Source organism: Thermococcus thermotolerans (assembly GCF_024707485.1).
GTDB classification, from domain to species: domain Archaea; phylum Methanobacteriota_B; class Thermococci; order Thermococcales; family Thermococcaceae; genus Thermococcus; species Thermococcus thermotolerans.
In genome coordinates this window covers 619,741-636,958 of record NZ_CP102602.1, presented here as the reverse complement: position 1 = coordinate 636,958, position 17,218 = coordinate 619,741, and the positions used below count along the sequence as shown (strand labels likewise).

The window sequence follows — 17,218 nt, the reverse complement described above, 5'->3', positions numbered from 1 at the left end:
GTTAAAACGTTAGTCCAAAAGTCCCCTAACTCTCTCCACAACCTCCCGAGCGTCCCTTCCAAAGATGAGAACCATCGGCTCCTTGCCCCAGTCACCGAGGTGGTAGATTAAATCCGGCCTCTTTTCCGCCCTTTTCACGGCAGTTTCTATGCCCCACTCCATCGTCCCCCTCTCGGCCCTCTTTACTTCCTCCGGCTCCTCCCTCCTGTCGTAGAAGGAAACGACGAGGCCGAGCTTTTTAGCCCGCTCTATCAGCCCTTCCGAATAGCGGAGGTTGAGCACGGCCCTAACCTCAGGATAAAACTCGCGCATCTTGAGCAATGCCCTTCTCAGGTGGTCGCTCGCTCCAAGCTCAACCGGTCCTACTGGCTTAACCGTTTTTCCGTAGCGGACGATTCTGCCCTTCACCGCGAAGACCTCTCCAAGGGCAGTCGCCAGCGCGAAGTTCGTCCCCACCTCGGGAACGTGAGGGTTGAGTTTTTCGCCGAGCTTCACGAGTTCTTGAACGGCCCTTTCAAGCTCTTCCCTGGCCCTCCAGCGGTAGGCATCTCTCTGGAGCTTCCAGAGGGGATTGACGGCCTTTGCTTCGGCCTTTGAGAACCTTATGGCGCCTTCGACGAAGCTCTTAGCATTTCCAACTGCCTCGGGAAGCTCAAACTCCTTCGCCAGAAAAGCGGCCAAGGCTGACGAGAAGGCACAGCCCGTCCCGTGGGTGAAGCCATCGACCCTTTCCCCAGGAAACTCGAAAAACTCCCCGTTCCAGTAGAGGAGATCGGTTAGGTTCAGGTGCCCGCCTTTGACTATTACCGCCTCCGCTTTCAGAGTTTGGGCGATGAACTTGGCGGATTCCTTCATGTCCTCGAGGGAGTGGATTTTAAGACCGCTTAGAGCTTCGGCCTCCGGGACATTTGGGGTAACTATTGAGCCCTTCACGAGGACCTTGAGCGACTCGATGTCGTCAATGAGCCTCTCACCGGTGCTCGAAGCCATCACCGGGTCGAAGACCCTCGTTAAGTCCTCCGTCTCCTTGGCAACGACCTTGGCTATCTCCCCGCTCCCAAGCATGCCCACTTTGACTGCCTTAATATCGAAGTGCCCATTAACGGCCTGTATCTGGTCCCTCACGACCTCCACTGGAAGAGAGAAATAGCCAGAAACCTTCTCGGGGTTCTGGTAGGTGACCGCTGTAAGAATTGGGAGCGGGTGCTCCCCTAAAGCCGAGACCGTCTCGATGTCAGCCTTCAGTCCAGCTCCCCCGCCGGTGTCGAGGCCGGCTATAATCAAAACGGCCATTCCATCACCTCAGCTTTTCGAGAATTTCGAAGGCCGCTTTCCTCCCGCTCAGGAACATTCCGCCGAATATCGGTCCCATCCTCGGTGCTCCGGCTATTGCATTGGCGGCCATCCCTGTGACGTAGAGGCCGGGGAAGATTTCCCTCGTGTGCTTTACCGTCAGCTCCTCGCCCCTCTCGGCCCACATCGGGCCCTCCCCGGGAACCTCAAGCAGGCCCCTCTTGACGAGGTGCCGGCTTATCTGCGCCCCGTGGCCAGTCGAATCGATTACAAACTTCGCCTCCACCGTGAGCGGGTCTACGTGGAGGCCCGTCATGAGAACCGGCGTCCAGTTGATCACTATCCCGGCCACGCGGTCGTCCTTGAGAACCAAGTCCTCGACCTCAACCATATTGAAGAACCTCACGCCGGCCTTAACGGCCTGGCTCGCGATTGTGGTTGCTGTCTCGATGGCATCGGCAACGTAGAGGCCGTTTTTGAAGGACTTGTACGTTATGCCGAACTCATCGAGGATTTCTCTGGCCTCTTCCTGCACGACTATCCTGTTGAAGCCCATCGCGCCGCCCCAGATTCCGCCGCCGATGGAGAGCTTCTTCTCGAAGACCGCAACCTTGACCCCGTTCTTGGCAAGGTAGTAGCCGGCAACCATTCCCGAGGGGCCCGCGCCCACAATAGCGACGTCGAGGCTCAGGCCCTCAAGAAGCTCGGCCGTGTAGGCCTCGATTATCGCCCTGCTTATCTCCATCTCCCTCAGCATCGCGACCACCCAAAACCTTTTAAGCCGCGGTAAAAACTGAGTTTTGAAATTTAAAAACTTTGTTATAAACGGGTTTTAAAAATCAGCTTTAGACCATAAATCTACAGATAAAATCAAAAAGGGTGGAAATCAATGATCTGTTGGGTTTTCAGGATTCTCCGTGGGACAGTACCTCTTGTGTGGATCACAGGGAGGATTGTACCCTGAACTCCCAGGTATGAAGATATCTCCGAACATTCCCGTGAGGGGATATTTCCTGCCCTTGTACTCAAGCCTAACCTTACTGGAGTATATCGTGAGACGAACGTTGGTGTTTTTGTACGTTTCTTTTAGTGCCAATGAGACGCTGACCAGTGAGGACGTTCTTGTTTCTTTGGTTAACCCCACACCAATCGCCAAGGTAAAAGGTGCAACTTTTGTGTTTCCGCTTCCGATGATACCCAGTACCGGCGCTGAAGCCGAAAACAGTGGAAGGGTGTCCACCCTGTGACCAAAGTAGTAAGTATTGGTGAGGATTCCTCCCTTGCCCTCGATATTACCTTTAGTATCCCAATACCAATGCACGAACCACATAGTTCTACTCATTGGCCCACCACTATTTCTTGGCCATCCGGGTTCAACGAATTTCCTTAGACTCATGTCCTTTTCATCAGGCTTTCCAAGAATCACATAGGCATAAGTGTCCAGGGGCTTCTTGTTCCAGACTCTCCCGTTGACATAGTCCACTCTATAGAGCCTGTACTTAGAAAATACAGCACTTCCCCCAATCCCTGCCCCGACAACAGATGGTGATGTTAATTCTGAGCCCTATATCTTAACTGTCGATTCCGGGATCCTTAGTGATCTACTGTCTATTGTGTAGGAATAACCCAGTATTTTTCCCTCCACTGAACCGCCGACACTGCCTTTCTCAATAGCTCCCACTGCAGAAAAAGCCAGCTCCGCACTGTTGTCAGATATTGCATCATAATTCAAAGAAATGAAAATGCTGTTCACCTTATCAGTATCGCCAGCCACTTGGAAAGCGGCCACTGGAATGATGCTGGCCCTCCCCAATGTCTTCTCGTGGAACCACTCAAAGCAGTACCATGTCCAATCACCGCCCTCATAGAACGGAGGTGAACATGAAGATCCTAATAGTGATGATCCATCGGAAGACGCGCCTACAATTTCCCTTGGGATTACTCTTTTGGAATCATGGAGGATCTTCTCAACTTCGCTTTTGCTATAAAGCCTGCCCGATGCTGAATTATCGAGTTGGACTTTAACTCTCATTCCAGACACGATTCTGCCAATGTTGAGGGGAACCGTTTTCATGAAGTAGTTTAGATTGCCGTCTCTGTCAACCGTAGTCCCCAGCAGAAGCAGTGAAGGTTTAACACTCTCGGGGTTTATGCCTTCTGCCCTCAGGTATCTATTCCATTCACGCATGGCGTAAAGTACCCGGCGGAAGTCTATTGAGATTTTGCCTTTGCCGGAATACACTCCAAGATCCACCATAGAGCCGTTGGGCATGAGCATTGAGACCGTGACCGTTGCTGGGTCGCTGGTTGGTAGCTCGACCTCAAAGGAGGGGCCAAGAAACGTGCCCCTGTAATACTCAACCTTCGTTCCGGCGTACTCCATTGAGGTTATGGGAATCTGCAACGCGGCTGAAAGTGCCGTTAATACTAAGCCTAAACCTACCAAAATTGCTATTATTAGTTTTTTCATAAGGTCACCTCAACAGCTAATAATACTTACGACTTCAAAAAGTTTTCGATTGAGCGCTCCAAAAACCTTTTAAGTCCCGTTCAAAACTGAGTTTTGAAATTTAAAAACTTTGTTATAAACGGGTTTTAAAACCGGGTGATGGGAATGACCCAGCTTGAGGAGGCCAAACGCGGGGTAATCACGGAGGAGATGAAGTTCATCGCCGAGAGGGAGGGGATAAGCCCCGAAAAGCTCAGGAGGAGCGTGGCTAAAGGACACACCGTCATCTTCCGCAACGTCCGCCACGACTGGGTTAAGCCCGTCGCGGTCGGCGACGTCGTTCGCGTCAAGGTGAACGCAAACATAGGCACCTCCCGCGACATCGTCGATGTCAAGGCCGAAATAGAGAAGGCTAAGGTCGCTGTCAAGTACGGCGCCGACACGATAATGGACCTCTCCACCGGCGGTGACCTCGACTCCATAAGGAAGGCCATAATGCACGCCGTTGATGTGCCAATCGGGACGGTTCCAATCTACCAGGCCGCCGAGGAGATGCTGGCCAAGGGGAAGGCAATCATCGAGATGACCGAAGACGACATGTGGAAGGCCGTTGAGAAGCACTTCCAGGACGGCGTTGATTACACGACGATTCACGTTGGAGTAACCAGGGAAGTCGTCGAGAAGATGAAGAGGGTAAAGAGAGTCGTCGGCATGGTCTCGCGCGGTGGCACTTTTCTGGCGGCATGGATACTCCACTGGGGCGAGGAGAACCCCTTCTACAGGGACTACGACTACCTCCTTGAGCTGGCCAAGGAATACGACGTCGTTCTGAGCCTCGGCGACGGGCTGAGGCCCGGTGGACTTCCAGATGCCGGCGATGAACTGCAGATATCCGAGCTCTACACCCTCGGGAGGCTCGTTAGAAAAGCCAGGGAATTCGGCGTCCAGACGATGGTCGAGGGGCCCGGGCATGTACCTATAGACCAGATACCGGCCCAGATAAAGCTCGCCAAGGTTGCAACGGACAACGCGCCCTTCTACGTGCTGGGGCCCATCGTTACGGACATCTTTCCGGGCTACGATCACATCACAGCTGCCATAGGCGGGGCGATAGCTGCTCTAAACGGCGCAGACTTCCTCTGCTACGTCACCCCGGCGGAGCACCTCGGACTGCCAACGGTGGAGCACGTAAAGGAAGGAGTGATAGCTTCAAAAATAGCCGCCCATGCAGTCAATTTGACGCGCTTCGAGGCGGATTTTAGAAAGGACTACCTCATGAGCCTCGCTCGTGGCAGGCTCGACTGGGCGAAGCAGTTTGAGCTGAGCCAGGACAGGGATAAGTTCATCGAGATAAGGAAGGAGAGGCCGACTAAAACGGAGGCATGCTCGATGTGTGGCGATTTGTGCGCGATAAAGCTCATCAACGACATGCTCAGAAAGGGGTGAGATATTGAGGCTGGTCTACCGGGGAAAGACGAAGGACGTTTACGAGGAGGGCCCCTACCTAATCTTCCACTTCAAGGATACAGTTCTCGGCAGAGAAGGGAAGGAAGACAGCGGAGGCAACGAGGTAATCGGTGAGAGGGAGGGAAAAGGAAGCATTGTCCTGGAGCAGACGGAGTTCTTCTTCAAACTTCTTGAGAGAAACGGCGTAAAAACGCACTTCATCGAGCGCATTGATGAAAGAAAAGCACGCTTCCTGAAGGCAGAGAGGATTCCGCTGGAAGTTATCTATCGTTTCAAGGCCTACGGGAGCTTTCTCAGGCGCTACAGGGGTTGGGTCAATCAATTGCAGGAGCTCAACATCGTGGAGTTCACGCTAAAAGATGATTCCCTCGACGACCCGCTCATAGCTGAGGAGGCAGTAGTTGCCCTCGGAATCGCGAGTCGGAGAGAGGTCGAGGAGATGAAGGAAACGACGAGGAAGGTGGCAAGAATATTAGGGAAGTTCTTCTCATCAAGGGGCCTCCAGCTCGTTGATTTCAAGCTTGAGTTCGGAAGGCTCGATGGTGGGCTGATAGTTATAGACGAACTTAGCGGGGACACGATGCGCGTCGCGAAAAAGGAGATGGTTCTGACTCGGGAGGAGCTCTCGGAGGTGATTGAATGATTATCTCGACGATAGCCTCTCATTCCTCCCTCCAGATTCTCCTTGGAGCTAAAGACGAGGGATTCAAGGCGAGGCTCTACGTGAAGCCCGAAAGGAGGGCCTTCTACGCCTCCACGAGGCTCGCGGACGAGCTTGTCGTCACGGAAGACATGGGCGTGATTCTTGGGGACGATGGAATCGTAATCCCTCACGGCTCCTTCGTCGCTTACCTCGGGCTTGAGGCAATAGAGAAGGCTAAAGCCAGGTTCTTCGGCAACAAACGCTTCCTGAAGTGGGAGACGACCTTTGAACTGCAGGATAAAGCGCTGGATGAGGCGGGGATTCCAAGGGTTCAGGTAGTTGAGCCGGGGGAGATTGAGCCTGATGAGCTTTACTTCGTTCGCCTTGAGGGGCCGAGGGGCGGGAGAGGGCACTTCATAGACAGGGGAGAGGAGTTGGAGGGGAGACTGGGGAACATCAAGGCCAACTTCAGAATCGAGGAGTTTGTTCCCGGTGTTTACCTCTACGTCCACTTCTTCTATTCGCCGATTTTGAAAAGGCTTGAGCTCCTCGGCGTCGATGAGCGGGTAGTTATAGCCGATGGAAACGCCCGCTGGCCTGTGAAACAGCTCCCCTACACCATAGCGGGGAACGTGGGAGTAGCTTTAAGGGAGTCCCTCCTGCCGAGGCTCTACGACTACGGTTTGGCCTTCGTTGAGGCGATGAAAAGGCTCGAACCGCCGGGAATAATTGGTCCATTTGCGCTCCACTTCGCCTACGACGGGAGTTTTAGGGCGATAGGCTTCGCCTCGCGGATAGACGGTGGCTCGAACGCACTCCACTGGTACGGAAGACTCTACTGGCGGGAAGAGATGGCCGTTGGGAGGAGGATAGCGCGGGAGATAAGGCTCGCTCTCGGGGAGGAGAGGCTTGGGGAGGTGGTAACTTGACCTACACGGGAAGGACCCTTGGGATCGGTCTGATGGACGGCAAACCCTTCGCCTTCTACCTCCTCTGCTCCCGCTCCTTCCCTAGGAGGAAGGCAATCGTGAGAGAAAACGCGGTCTACATCGAGAACCTAACAGAGACGGACAACCCCTACGTCAGCTACCCCGTCGTGAGGCTCCTCGATGAGTACGCCGTCGTCACCAACGGTCTCCAGACGGACTTCATTGCCCAGGCCCTCGAGTGGGAGAGTCCAAAGAAGGCCCTGGTTCACGTTTTGGACGCCCTTGACTACGAGAGGGACGACTACGACACGCCTAGGATAGCCGGAATAATCGGAACCAGCGGGAAGGGCTGGCTCGGCTTCGCCGGGAGGGACGAGTTCTGGGTGAAGACGTTGGAGCTTAAAGATGGAAAAGCCTTCGTGACGGCAACATACAACCTCGGCTTTGCGAAGCTCGATTTCCCGGGCTTTGATGGCGCCGAGGAGCTTGCCGAGAGGGCTATGTGGCTGTCCTTCGAGAAGAAGGTGCTCGCAGTTGGAATAGTGAAAGAAAGGAAGGGGTGGGGGCTGGCCTTTAGTCCCCGCCGCTGAGTTCTTTCATGAGGTTCGCCATCTCGAGCGTTGCCATCGCGTACTCGAAGCCCTTGTTGCTCTTCACACCCGCCCTGTTGAAGCCCTGGAGCTCGTCCTCGACCGTTATCACACCGAAGATTACGGGAACGCCGCTGTTGAGGGAGACCTTGGCAACGCCTTTGGCAACCTCGTTCGCGACGAGGTCGAAGTGTTTGGTTTCCCCCCTCACGACGGCGCCGAGGGCAAGGACCGCATCGTACCTCCCACTCTCAATGAGCTTTTTGGCGGCGAGCGGTATCTCAAAGGAACCCGGGACCTTCACGACGTCTACCCTCTCCACGCCGTGCCTCTCGAAGCAGTCGAGTGCTCCCTTAAGGAGCTCTTCGGTGAGGAGGTCGTTGAAGCGGGCAACGACGATGCCAATCCTCAGGCCCTTTCCTATAAAGGCCCCTTCGATTGTTTTTACCTCCATCAAACCACCTCCTAAACCTCGAAGGGCAGCCTGTGGCCGAGCTTCTCAGCCTTCACCCTGAGGTAAGGTCTGTTGTGCTCCGTAACCTCGCCCGGAGCTGGAATGATCTCGACGACCTCGATTCCGAACTCCTCGAGGGCTTTGGCTTTTGCCGGGTTGTTGGTGATTAGCTTGACCTTGGAGACTCCTAAAGCACGGAGCATCTGGAACGCAGCTTCGTAGGTTCTCTCGTCGGCATTATGGCCGAGCGCCTCGTTTGCCTCAACCGTGTCGAGGCCCTTATCCTGGAGCTCGTAGGCCTTTATCTTCTCCTTCAGCCCTATTGCCCTGCCCTCCTGGTCCATGTAGAGGAATATGCCTCCCTCCTGGGCTATCATCATTAGGGCATGGGCCAGCTGACTGCCGCAGTCGCACTTGAGAGAGGTCAAGGTGTCCCCGGTCAGGCATTTCGAGTGGATCCTTACCAGCGGAACCTCGCCGTAGGGCTCCTTCACTATCGCTACGTGCTCCCTGAAGTCCAGCTCGTTGTCGAAGGCTATGATTCTGAACTCGCCGTAGCGCGTCGGCAGTCTCGCGTTGGCGTAAACTTTAATCAGCCCCTTCCTCCTCACGAACTCCTTCCAGACGTCGTCGGTTGTAAGGACAGGCAAACCGTGCTCCCTCGCGAAGTTGAGCGCGTAGTCCCTGTTGTGGGAATTACCCTTCTCGTCGAGAATCTCCACGATCAGGGCGTAGCGCTTGAAGCCGAGGAACCCCATCAGCTCCAGCGAGCTCTCGGTGTGTCCCTTCCGCCTGTTGAGGCCCACTCCGCCGAGAAGCGGAAGATGACCGGGGTAGCGGAAGGCCTCGATGTCCAGCCCCTCGGCGATTTTTCGAGCGGTTAAAGCCCTCTCCTCCGCGGTTATTCCCGTGAACGTCTCCCTGTAATCAACCGGAATCAGGAAGTTCGTCTCGCCCTCCTTGGTCGGGAGGGAGAAGAAGCCCCGCTTTAGAGCCTCGTCCATGTCCATCGTGAGGCAGAGAAGCCCCTTGGCCGAGAGCATGAAGCTGACGACCTCGGACGAAGCTATCTCCGCGGGATAAATCAAATCCGCTTCGAACTCCCTCCTGTCGTCTATCAAAACGACCGGCTTCCCATCGAGCACGGCTTTCCTGATCTCCTCCCAGTTCATACCCCTGCCTCCATGATGCGCTTTACGTATCTGGCCAGGACGTCAATCTCGTAGTTCACCCTCTCACCAGGCCTCAGGAGACCGAGGTTGGTGTTTTTGAGGGTGTACGGAATTACCTGGACCCAAAAGCGGTTGGCTTCTACCCTCGCAACGGTGAGGGAAACTCCGTTTAGGGCTATGGAGCCCTTCTCGGCAACGCCCCACCTCTCGGCCGGCATCTCGAAGGCCATCAAGGTAGTGTTCCTTGAGCTCCTTGCCGTCAGAAAGCGCACCGTCCCGTCCACGTGGCCGGTAACGATGTGTCCGTTGAGCCTTTCGCCGAGCTTCAAAGCCCTCTCGAGATTCACCACCTTGGCTTCCCTCAGGTTCGTCCTCCTCAGGGTCTCCTCACCGACGTCGAAGAGAGCCTTTCTCCCGTCGAACTCGACCACCGTTAGGCAGGCCCCGTTAACGGCGACGCTATCCCCGGGTTTGACCTCGAAGGGTAACTCGACGTAGAGCCTTCCAGCGGAGTAGCGGGCCCTTCCCGTTCCCTCAACGATTCCGCTGAACATCTCCATCACCGGGGTAAGCCGTCACGAGGAAGCTCTCGCCGAGCCTCTCCAGCGATTCTATCTCGAGCATGGGAGCGTCGTTGGCGTTCTCGACCTTCAGGCACTCGAAGGGCTTGATTCCGTTGCCGAAGAGCTTCGACCCGTAGAAGAGGTAGAACTTATCCGCAAAAGCTAAGAACTCGCACGCTATCCTTCCACCCTCGATTAGAACGCTGTCTATCCCCAGCTCGCCGAGTTTCCTCAGGATTTCTGCAGGTTCCGTTATTGGGTAGGCCTCCGCTATGCCTTCGAAGAGTTCCGGCCTCTCGGTGAAGAATATCGCCCTCCCGTCCTCGAAGAGTTTGAACCTCCTTCCCGCCTTAATTGCTTCCGCAACCCTTCCGGAGCGGTCGGGGATTACCTTCACCTTCTCCGGGCAGTTTTCAAGCCGGCAGTTGAGCCTTGGGTCGTCTGCTAGAACCGTTCCGGAGCCGACCATTATAGCCATGTGCCTCCTCCTGAGCTCCTGGACCTTCAGCCTCGCCTTTTCTCCGGTAATCCACTGTGAAGAGCCGTTTTCGGTCGCGATGAAGCCGTCTAAGGTCAGGGCGAGCTTTATCGAGACGAAGGGGGTTCCGGTGGTTATGTACTTGATGAAAATCTCGTTGAGCTTCCTCGCCTCCTCCTCCAGAACGCCTACCTCGACCTCTATGCCCGCTTTCCTCATCTTCTCGATTCCCCTGCCGGTCACGATGGGGTTAGGGTCTTCCATCGCCACTACAACGCGCTTGAACCCCTCCTCTATTATCCTGTCGGCGCAGGGTGGCTGCTTCCCCCAGTGGGAGCAGGGTTCGAGCGTTACGTACATCGTAGCGCCCCTAACGTCGTGGCCTTTCTGCTTAGCGTCCTCTATAGCCACAACCTCTGCGTGCTTCTCGCCGAAGCGCTGATGCCAGCCAACGCCGATTATATCCCCGTTCTTTACTATGACAGCCCCGACCATCGGGTTAGGATTGACCCAGCCCTCGCCTTTCCTCGCGAGCTCGAGCGCGAGCCACATGAACCCCTCGTCTTCCATGCTCATGGTCGGGACTTTGTTCCAAAATTTTAAATTTTTTGTTCCTTGTTTGGAACAACAAAACTTTTTTATGCCCTTCGTCGAACGTTAAGATGGTGATTTTCATGAAAGACCCCTACGCATGGATGGAAAACCTCAAAGATGAGCGGGTTCTCAGGCTCGTTGAGGAAGAGAACAAGCGCTTTAGGGAGTTCATTGGAGAACTGAGCGACGAACTGTTTCCGGAGGTCTGGGAGTACTACTCGATGCCGACGCTCTACGGTGCGAAGCTCACCGAGAAGGGCATCATAGCGATGTACAAGGAGAGGGAGAGACAGCTTATCAGATGGCTCGGTGGCGATGTCATAGTTGACTCCAAGGCCCTTGAGGAGGAGCTTAACGACGAGGTTCTGCTACAGGGCTTCACCGCCGACGGGAAGGGAAGGTTCCTCGCCTACAGCTTCTCGATAGGCGGCGCCGACGAGGGGATAACCCGAATCATAGACCTCAAAACAGGAAAGCTCATCGATGAGATGAAGCCCTCGGTCTGGAATGTGACATTCCTTGAGAATGGCTACTACTTCTCGCGCTTCTACCGGCACGGTGAGACGCCCGACGGGGTTAAGGCTCCAGCGGTGAGGCTCTTTTGGAAGGACGAGAGCGGTGAAAGGATGGTCTTCGGTGAGGGCCTCGGCTCCGGCTACTTCATCTCGCTGAGGAAGAGCACCGATGGAAAGACTGCGATGGTAACGGTGACCTTCGGCTGGAACAGGGCGGAGATATACGTCGGGCCGATTGAGGAGCCGGAGAGGTGGGAGAAGGCCTACTCTGCAGAGGTTCCGGCGGAGCCGATTGACGTGATCGACGGAAAGCTCTACGTCCTCACGAGGGAGGGGAGGGGCCTCGGAAAGGTAATAACGGTGGAAGACGGCGAAGTTGCGGAGATTATACCTGAGAGCGAATTCCCGCTGGAGTGGGCGGTTATCGTGGACGGTAAAATACTCGCTGGCAGGCTCGTCCACGCGAGCTACCGCCTTGAGGTCTACTCCCTGGACGGTGAAAAGCTTGAGGAGGCGGCCTTCGACCTTCCGGGAAGCGCCCATCCCCTCGACACCGATGGAAAGAAAGCCCTCATAAGGTACGAGAGCTTCACAGTTCCGTACAGGCTCTACGAGTTCGAGGGGAAGCTTAATCTCATAGAGGAGCAAGAAGTTGAAGGGAACTTCAGGGTCGAGGAGGACTTTGCCGTCTCCAAAGACGGAACGAGGGTTCACTACTTCCTCGTTAGGGGTGAGAAGGACGAGAAGAAGGCGTGGGTCTTCGGCTACGGCGGCTTCAACATCTCGCTGACGCCAAGGTTCTTTCCACAGGTGATACCCTTCATAAAGCGGGGCGGAACCTTCGCCATGGCCAACCTCCGCGGCGGTTCCGAGTACGGTGAGGAGTGGCACCGGGCTGGAATGAGGGAGAACAAACAGAATGTCTTCGATGACTTCATAGCGGTTCTGGAGAAGCTCAAAGGCGAGGGTTACAGGATAGCGGCCTGGGGCAGGAGCAATGGCGGACTTCTCGTCTCAGCAACGCTCACCCAGAGGCCGGACATCATGGATGCGGCGCTGATAGGGTATCCCGTCATAGACATGCTCCGGTTCCATAAGCTATACATCGGGAGCGTCTGGATTCCCGAATACGGCAACCCCGACGACCCGAAGGACAGGGAGTTTCTCCTAAGATACAGCCCGTACCACAACGTGAAGCCGGCAAAATATCCGCCGACACTCCTCTACACCGGCCTCCACGACGACCGTGTGCATCCGGCACATGCACTCAAGTTCTTCAAACTACTGAAGGAAGTCGGTGCCCCCGTCTATCTCCGCGTGGAGACGAAGAGCGGTCACATGGGCGCTTCACCGGAAACGAGAGCGAGGGAACTGACCGACCTTCTGGCCTTTGTCATCAAGAACCTCTGACCAACCATACCTTTTCAATTTTGCCCCGGGAAGCTCGAAAAGTTCTTATATCCGGGCATAGGAGTAATAGACTAGGGGCGGAATCATGTACAGCAAGAGGATATCAACGGGCATCCCGGGGCTCGATGTCATGCTCAGGGGCGGATTGATACCCGGAAGGACGTACTTGGTAAAAGGTGCTCCAGGTACTGGCAAAACTACCCTCGCCATGCACTTTGCTATGGCTGGAATCGCAAACGGTGAAAACGTCCTCTACGTAACCCTCGAAGAGCCCGCCGAGAACCTGAGGGCTGATATGGCGAAGATGGGCTTTAGAATCAACGACAGCAGGTTTACCCTGATAGACGCCACCCCCACATCGGAGAGATACGTTCTTGTCGAGGACTTCTTTGAGTCCTTTGCTGGAAGCATGGAGAAAATGACCGCCGCAATAAAGGAGCAGCTGAGGGAAAGACATTACACCAGGATCATACTTGACCCAATAACAATGCTTAAGCTGACCTCCTCAAAGGAGATGGAATACCGAAAAGCCTTTCTGAGCTTTGTGAAGAGCATGGCCCGGATGGGTGCAACGGTTCTCATGACGTCCGAACTGCAGAAGACCGACATCGAGGAGTACCTTGTGAGCGGGGTCATAGAATTGAGGATGTTTGACATCCAGGGGACGCTATACCGCGGGCTGAAGATACTGAAGTTCAGGGGAAGTGGCTTCGACCACAGTATGCGCCCGTACGAGATAACCAGCAGGGGGATAGTCGTCCACCACGACCGCGTCATTTCACTGCCCTGACGCTTCTATCATCGCCATTATCTTTCTGTGGAGCTGTTTTATCATCTCCCTTCTGTCCTCCATGAGGACCACGTCGCTTGAGCCTATCACTTCAAGGTTGAATGCGAATGGACTTGGGAGTTCGTTGTGCTCGACCACCACCTTTATCCTTCCCTCCCTGACCCAGCGGAGGAAGAGTTCGGCAGCCTCAACGTCCATCTTGTCCTCCATTATCTCACGGTAGACCTCCTTGAGAAGCGGAAAGTCAGGGTGGTTCTCCTTGAGCACTTTGAGGAGCGCAACGGCCATGACCTGTTGCCTTCCGAGGCGCTTGCTCCTTCCAATGTATCTCCTGAGGATCAGCAGCCCGCGGTTGGCGACGTGCCTGAAGCGCCTCTTGAGGAGCTCCGTGTTGTCAAGGGCCCTCCTAAGAACCTCGCGGAGGTCTTCGATTTCAAACAGGGCCATTATCTCCTCTTCGCTCAACCTCTTATCAGGGGGAAGGAGCAGGGCGAAGCCGTTGTCGTTTATGGCGACACCGACATTGGTCCTCTTTTTCTTGCTCACGAGATATGCAAAAGCCCTGCTCAGGGCGTCGTTTGCGCGCCTTCCGATGAGGGTGTGGAAAAAGTAGCGGTTCCTCTTATCCCCGAGGACTTCCTCGACGAGAACAGTCTCGTCGTCCGGAACCGTTGAATACCTCGCCTGCTCGCGGAAATAAGTCAAAATCGCCTTGGCGGCCCTCTCATCTATGCCGTACTTCCTCATGAGCAGGCTCTTGGCTCGCTTGTTGTCCACGAGGCCGGCGACCTCCTTTCTAAAGCGCTGGACATCCATAGCAAGGTCGAAGCTGAGCGGAAGCATCTCCGAGAACCATGCTGGAATGGTCGGCTTCGCCCCCTCGCGGGGAATCACGTAAATCTTGTTGCCCCTGCTCTTGACGAACTCGTAGGTTCTCCCCGCCAAGACGAAGATGTCGCCGGGCATCAGCCTTTCGGCAAACTCTTCCTCAACCGTTCCGATCATCTGCTTGTCCATGGTGTAGACCCGTATCTTTGCTTCGTCAGGTATCGTGCCGACGTTCATATAGTAGATCGCCCTCGTCATCTTGCCGCGCCTTCCGAAGCGGCCGTCCTCAAGCCATATCTTCGCGTAGACCTTCCTCTCCTCCAGACCAGCGTACTCCCCGGCGAGATACCTCAGCACGCTCATGAAGTCTTCAAAGGGCAGGTCCCTGTACGGATAGGCGCGCCTCACAAGTTTGTACGCCTCCTCCACATCCCACACCTGGTTGAGCGCCATCCCGAGGAGGTGCTGGACGAGGACATCGAGGGGGTTCTTCGGTATCCTTATCCGGTCGAGCCTTCTGTTCCTCGCGTTGTGCGCTAAGACCGTAACCTCCACGAGGTCGTCGCGGTCGAGGGCGAGGATTACTCCTTTGCTGACGTCGTGGAGCCTGTGGCCGGCCCTTCCAATGCGCTGCAGGGCCCTGTTAACGCTCTTCGGCGAACCGATAAGAATGACCAAATCAATTGTCCCAATGTCAATCCCAAGCTCAAGGCTCGTCGAGGTGACAACCGCTTTAAGCTCGCCCTTCTTGAGCTTCTCCTCAACGTCTAACCGAACTTCCCGCGAGAGGCTTGAATGGTGCGCCTCTATAAGACCCTCGAACTCCGGATAGCGCTTTTTCAGGTTGTATGCGACCCTCTCGGCACCGCTCCTCGTGTTGGTGAAGATCAGCGTTGTCATGTGCTCCCTGATGAGCTCCGCCAGACGGCGGTACAGGGCGTTGCTAAGCGTTCCAGCATCGGTATAAACAAGGTCGTCAACCACGCTCTCGACCCATATCTTAGTCTCCTTGGCGAAGCTAACGTCAACTATCAGGCCCGGTCTCGGCTTCCCATCGTCATCGAAGCCGAAGACGAATTTGGCGACCTCCTCAAGCGGATGAATTGTCGCGCTCAGGCCTATCCTCACGAATTCGTTCTCGGACCAATGGGCGAGCCTCTCGACGCTGAGCGCGAGGTGAGTGCCGCGCTTGTTTTCAGCTAAAGCGTGAACCTCGTCTATGATGAGGTATTTGACCGTCTTAAGCCTCTCGCGGAACTTGGGGGCATTCAGGGCTATGGCAAGACTTTCGGGTGTGGTTATAAGTATGTGCGGCGGCCTCTTCACCATCTTGCTCTTCTCGTAGCTTGAGGTATCGCTCGTTCTTATGCCAACCCTTATGTCCGGAATCTCGTAGCCGAGCTCCTTTGCCACCTCCTTTATCTCGGCCAAGGGCCCCTCCAAGTTGCGCTTAATGTCGTTGTTCAAAGCCCTCAGCGGGGAGACATAGAGCACGTAGATTTTATCCTCAAGCTTCCCGGCCTTGCCGAGGAGGATAAGCTCGTTTATGGCCGCGAGAAAAGCCGAAAGGGTCTTCCCGGAACCGGTTGGAGATGAGATGAGCACGTTCTCTCCCTTGTGGATTTCGATGACCGCGTAGCGCTGTGGCGGTGTGAATGTTCCAAACTTCCGCCTAAACCACTCCCTAACCGGCTCGCTGAGTATCCCAAATATTTCCTCATCAGTGTATTCCCTCTCGGCGTAGCGTATCCTTTCCCCGCGCATCGAGGTTCGGTTGGGTTTTCGATTTTTAAGCTATTCGGTTATCTTAACAAACTTTTTAAGTGCTGAATAGGAACTCAAAACGGTGAGAGGATGGAAGGGAAGATTGGGAAACTGGAGAGAGTCCTGGAGGAGTTCAACAGGCTTCACGGGAGTGAGGCTCAAGCGAAGATACTGCGAGTTGAGGGAGATGAGGCTATCATTGAGTTCTCCGGCTCATTCTGTGCCACGTGCGGGCTCTACGACTACTTCGATGATATCAAGTGGGAGGCGATGGACTTCGGCCTGGAAATCGAGCCGGTGGAGGTTTTGGAGGCCGAGGAAGATGAGTTCGAGCACGGCAGGTACGTGGTGAGGTACAGGGTTGGAGACTTCAAGCCGCGTGGAATAAAACTCTCCAATAAGGGAAATGGGTAGAGTGATAAAATAGTGAAGGATTCTGTTTAATTCCTTTCCCTTAGTTCTCCTTTCATTCTCAGGTACTCCTCCCTGCTCAGCGGAAAGTCTTTTGCCGAGGCGAGAAACGAGTTCACGAGTTTCACCTGTTGCCTGAAGACCTCATCCGGGTTCTCCTTTAGCCTTTTGACGTAGAGCTGGATGAATGCAAGTCTCTCCTCCATGTCACGCTTAGAAGGGAACCTCAACGCCGAGCCTTTTCGCATAGTCATTTAGTGTCCTCCTGTCTATCCTTTTCTTGAAAAGCTCATAGAGGAAAAACGCGTCTTCTACATCCTTGTCCGTGCCAAGATAGAGCTTGTAGGCTATCTGGAGTTCTATCGGCGATATGTAAATCCAATGACCGTTAAGTCGGACGGGGATCCTGTTTTTAAGTGCTTCCCTGTGAAAATAATCCTTGGGGAACTTTATCTCAGCGTTCGGGATTATCTCGCCTCTTCTGGCCATCCTTATTCCGAGCCTTTCAGTCAGCATTTCGTAGAGTCCCTCACAGTCCTCTGGATTCAAAAATTCAAAGCCTGCTTTCTGAGCTTCTTCACACATACGTAGGAATCTCCCCTTGGTGATATGCTCAATAATAAAGTCCACGTCTTCGGTACCTCTGGAACGGCCGAAAAGGATGGTAACATATCCACTGACTATGACGTAACGGATATGCCTCTCAACTATACCTATAACGTCGAGTACGAACCTGTCCAGCTCACTAAGCTCGCGGTTGATTATTATCTCGTCATCGTTAATCTCTATCCCCATGGCTCTCCCATTGGACTTTGGGAGGCATCATATTTAGTCCTTTTGGCAGATGGATGGAAGCCGACATTATTAA

At 54.6% G+C, this 17,218-nt stretch carries 18 protein-coding genes; 7 read left to right on the top strand and 11 right to left on the bottom strand.

Annotation, left to right across the window (positions count from 1 at the left end):
• Positions 1 to 9: 9 nt before the first annotated feature.
• The 4 genes from thiD to NUS69_RS03660 all read right to left on the bottom strand — a co-directional run bounded on the left by thiD (position 10) and on the right by NUS69_RS03660 (position 3,763).
• Complete coding sequence (thiD, locus tag NUS69_RS03675) at positions 10 to 1,293, bottom strand: bifunctional hydroxymethylpyrimidine kinase/phosphomethylpyrimidine kinase (protein WP_258084482.1); 1,284 nt, start codon at positions 1,291 to 1,293, stop codon at positions 10 to 12.
• A 4-nt stretch (positions 1,294 to 1,297) separates the two neighbouring features.
• Positions 1,298 to 2,050, bottom strand: coding sequence for a sulfide-dependent adenosine diphosphate thiazole synthase (locus NUS69_RS03670; protein WP_258084481.1), 753 nt, complete (start codon positions 2,048 to 2,050; stop codon positions 1,298 to 1,300).
• Between the two features lie 129 nt (positions 2,051 to 2,179).
• Positions 2,180 to 2,776, bottom strand: coding sequence for a hypothetical protein (locus NUS69_RS03665; protein WP_258084480.1), 597 nt, complete (start codon positions 2,774 to 2,776; stop codon positions 2,180 to 2,182).
• 81 nt (positions 2,777 to 2,857) lie between these two features.
• Positions 2,858 to 3,763 carry a hypothetical protein gene (locus NUS69_RS03660; RefSeq protein ID WP_258084479.1) on the bottom strand — a complete coding sequence of 302 codons (906 nt, stop codon included), beginning with the start codon at positions 3,761 to 3,763 and terminating at the stop codon, positions 2,858 to 2,860.
• A 144-nt stretch (positions 3,764 to 3,907) separates the two neighbouring features.
• On the opposite strand from NUS69_RS03660, the gene thiC reads away from it, so the two are divergent.
• From thiC to NUS69_RS03640, 4 genes are read left to right on the top strand one after another with little or no spacing between them, the layout of a single operon-like run.
• On the top strand, positions 3,908 to 5,188 hold the full coding sequence (gene thiC / locus NUS69_RS03655; RefSeq protein WP_258084918.1) for a phosphomethylpyrimidine synthase ThiC: 1,281 nt from the start codon (positions 3,908 to 3,910) through the stop codon (positions 5,186 to 5,188).
• Between the two features lie 4 nt (positions 5,189 to 5,192).
• On the top strand, positions 5,193 to 5,852 hold the full coding sequence (locus NUS69_RS03650; RefSeq protein ID WP_258084478.1) for a phosphoribosylaminoimidazolesuccinocarboxamide synthase: 660 nt from the start codon (positions 5,193 to 5,195) through the stop codon (positions 5,850 to 5,852).
• Entirely contained in the window at positions 5,849 to 6,781 is a 933-nt protein-coding gene (locus NUS69_RS03645) for a formate--phosphoribosylaminoimidazolecarboxamide ligase (RefSeq protein WP_258084477.1), read from the top strand. Before NUS69_RS03650 ends, NUS69_RS03645 begins: the two co-directional genes overlap by 4 nt.
• Positions 6,778 to 7,371, top strand: a complete 594-nt coding sequence (locus NUS69_RS03640; RefSeq protein WP_258084476.1) for an IMP cyclohydrolase — start codon at positions 6,778 to 6,780, stop codon at positions 7,369 to 7,371. The genes NUS69_RS03645 and NUS69_RS03640 overlap by 4 nt, the downstream gene beginning before the upstream one ends.
• On the opposite strand, the gene ribH is transcribed toward NUS69_RS03640, so the two are convergent.
• Genes ribH through ribD form a run of 4 tightly spaced genes read right to left on the bottom strand, consistent with a single transcriptional unit; the run spans position 7,355 to position 10,614 of the window.
• Complete coding sequence (ribH, locus tag NUS69_RS03635) at positions 7,355 to 7,825, bottom strand: 6,7-dimethyl-8-ribityllumazine synthase (protein ID WP_258084475.1); 471 nt, start codon at positions 7,823 to 7,825, stop codon at positions 7,355 to 7,357. The genes NUS69_RS03640 and ribH overlap by 17 nt on opposite strands.
• 11 nt (positions 7,826 to 7,836) lie before the next feature.
• Positions 7,837 to 8,997, bottom strand: a complete 1,161-nt coding sequence (locus NUS69_RS03630; protein ID WP_258084474.1) for a bifunctional 3,4-dihydroxy-2-butanone-4-phosphate synthase/GTP cyclohydrolase II — start codon at positions 8,995 to 8,997, stop codon at positions 7,837 to 7,839.
• On the bottom strand, positions 8,994 to 9,551 hold the full coding sequence (locus NUS69_RS03625; RefSeq protein ID WP_258084917.1) for a riboflavin synthase: 558 nt from the start codon (positions 9,549 to 9,551) through the stop codon (positions 8,994 to 8,996). Before NUS69_RS03625 ends, NUS69_RS03630 begins: the two co-directional genes overlap by 4 nt.
• Positions 9,532 to 10,614, bottom strand: coding sequence for a bifunctional diaminohydroxyphosphoribosylaminopyrimidine deaminase/5-amino-6-(5-phosphoribosylamino)uracil reductase RibD (gene ribD, locus NUS69_RS03620; protein ID WP_258084473.1), 1,083 nt, complete (start codon positions 10,612 to 10,614; stop codon positions 9,532 to 9,534). The genes NUS69_RS03625 and ribD overlap by 20 nt, the downstream gene beginning before the upstream one ends.
• Positions 10,615 to 10,712: 98 nt before the next feature.
• Between ribD and NUS69_RS03615 the strand changes: the two genes are divergently transcribed.
• Together NUS69_RS03615 and NUS69_RS03610 are read left to right on the top strand one after the other, a co-directional pair.
• A complete protein-coding gene (locus NUS69_RS03615) occupies positions 10,713 to 12,557 on the top strand; it encodes a prolyl oligopeptidase family serine peptidase (protein WP_258084916.1) in 1,845 nt (614 codons plus the stop codon).
• A gap of 85 nt (positions 12,558 to 12,642) precedes the next feature.
• Positions 12,643 to 13,347 carry an RAD55 family ATPase gene (locus NUS69_RS03610; RefSeq protein WP_258084472.1) on the top strand — a complete coding sequence of 235 codons (705 nt, stop codon included), beginning with the start codon at positions 12,643 to 12,645 and terminating at the stop codon, positions 13,345 to 13,347.
• Here the strand turns inward: NUS69_RS03610 and NUS69_RS03605 are convergent.
• Positions 13,336 to 15,939, bottom strand: a complete 2,604-nt coding sequence (locus NUS69_RS03605; RefSeq protein ID WP_258084471.1) for an ATP-dependent helicase — start codon at positions 15,937 to 15,939, stop codon at positions 13,336 to 13,338. The genes NUS69_RS03610 and NUS69_RS03605 overlap by 12 nt on opposite strands.
• A 90-nt stretch (positions 15,940 to 16,029) precedes the next feature.
• On the opposite strand from NUS69_RS03605, the gene NUS69_RS03600 reads away from it, so the two are divergent.
• A complete protein-coding gene (locus tag NUS69_RS03600) occupies positions 16,030 to 16,353 on the top strand; it encodes a hypothetical protein (protein ID WP_258084470.1) in 324 nt (107 codons plus the stop codon).
• Positions 16,354 to 16,379: 26 nt separating this feature from the next.
• Here NUS69_RS03600 and NUS69_RS03595 read toward each other — a convergent pair whose 3' ends face one another.
• Both NUS69_RS03595 and NUS69_RS03590 read right to left on the bottom strand, forming a co-directional pair.
• Positions 16,380 to 16,580: a hypothetical protein gene (locus tag NUS69_RS03595; RefSeq protein ID WP_258084469.1), complete on the bottom strand. Its 201-nt coding sequence runs from the start codon at positions 16,578 to 16,580 to the stop codon at positions 16,380 to 16,382.
• A complete protein-coding gene (locus tag NUS69_RS03590; protein WP_258084468.1) occupies positions 16,564 to 17,145 on the bottom strand; it encodes a hypothetical protein in 582 nt (193 codons plus the stop codon). The genes NUS69_RS03595 and NUS69_RS03590 overlap by 17 nt, the downstream gene beginning before the upstream one ends.
• Positions 17,146 to 17,218: the final 73 nt, after the last annotated feature.

Excerpts from the sequence above, each read along its gene's own strand:
- NUS69_RS03630 (WP_258084474.1), bottom strand. The coding sequence starts at position 8,997 with ATGAACTGGGAGGAGATCAGGAAAGCCGTGCTCGATGGGAAGCCGGTC.
- thiD (WP_258084482.1), bottom strand. The coding sequence starts at position 1,293 with ATGGCCGTTTTGATTATAGCCGGCCTCGACACCGGCGGGGGAGCTGGA.
- NUS69_RS03660 (WP_258084479.1), bottom strand. The coding sequence starts at position 3,763 with ATGAAAAAACTAATAATAGCAATTTTGGTAGGTTTAGGCTTAGTATTA.
- ribH (WP_258084475.1), bottom strand. The coding sequence starts at position 7,825 with ATGGAGGTAAAAACAATCGAAGGGGCCTTTATAGGAAAGGGCCTGAGG.
- NUS69_RS03670 (WP_258084481.1), bottom strand. The coding sequence starts at position 2,050 with ATGCTGAGGGAGATGGAGATAAGCAGGGCGATAATCGAGGCCTACACG.
- NUS69_RS03645 (WP_258084477.1), top strand. The coding sequence starts at position 5,849 with ATGATTATCTCGACGATAGCCTCTCATTCCTCCCTCCAGATTCTCCTT.
- NUS69_RS03605 (WP_258084471.1), bottom strand. The coding sequence starts at position 15,939 with ATGCGCGGGGAAAGGATACGCTACGCCGAGAGGGAATACACTGATGAG.
- ribD (WP_258084473.1), bottom strand. The coding sequence starts at position 10,614 with ATGAGCATGGAAGACGAGGGGTTCATGTGGCTCGCGCTCGAGCTCGCG.
- NUS69_RS03615 (WP_258084916.1), top strand. The coding sequence starts at position 10,713 with ATGAAAGACCCCTACGCATGGATGGAAAACCTCAAAGATGAGCGGGTT.
- NUS69_RS03610 (WP_258084472.1), top strand. The coding sequence starts at position 12,643 with ATGTACAGCAAGAGGATATCAACGGGCATCCCGGGGCTCGATGTCATG.
- thiC (WP_258084918.1), top strand. The coding sequence starts at position 3,908 with ATGACCCAGCTTGAGGAGGCCAAACGCGGGGTAATCACGGAGGAGATG.
- NUS69_RS03625 (WP_258084917.1), bottom strand. The coding sequence starts at position 9,551 with ATGTTCAGCGGAATCGTTGAGGGAACGGGAAGGGCCCGCTACTCCGCT.
- NUS69_RS03600 (WP_258084470.1), top strand. The coding sequence starts at position 16,030 with ATGGAAGGGAAGATTGGGAAACTGGAGAGAGTCCTGGAGGAGTTCAAC.
- NUS69_RS03590 (WP_258084468.1), bottom strand. The coding sequence starts at position 17,145 with ATGGGGATAGAGATTAACGATGACGAGATAATAATCAACCGCGAGCTT.